Annotated in this window: 1 protein-coding gene; it reads left to right on the plus strand. The window is 48.8% G+C overall.

The window, feature by feature from the left end:
- The coding region (locus G4D82_RS14385; protein WP_207788188.1) for an Ig-like domain-containing protein at positions 1 to 203 on the plus strand (203 nt) is incomplete at both ends.

Raw genomic sequence — 203 nt, forward strand, 5'->3', positions numbered from 1 at the left:
CCGATTCAAACTTTAACTGCTACCGCTACTGTTCTTGCCGGACAAACCTTGAGCTGGTTCAACGCAGCTACTGGTGGCGCTTCGGTAGCATCACCTACTTTGAATACTATAGGTTCGGTTACTTATTACGCACAAGCCAACGACGGAACTTGTAATTCGTTAACCAGAACACCGGTAACCTTGACCATCAACGCAGCTCCGGC

The sequence above is a fragment of the Flavobacterium lotistagni genome, from assembly GCF_011392125.1.
Taxonomy (GTDB): domain Bacteria; phylum Bacteroidota; class Bacteroidia; order Flavobacteriales; family Flavobacteriaceae; genus Flavobacterium; species Flavobacterium lotistagni.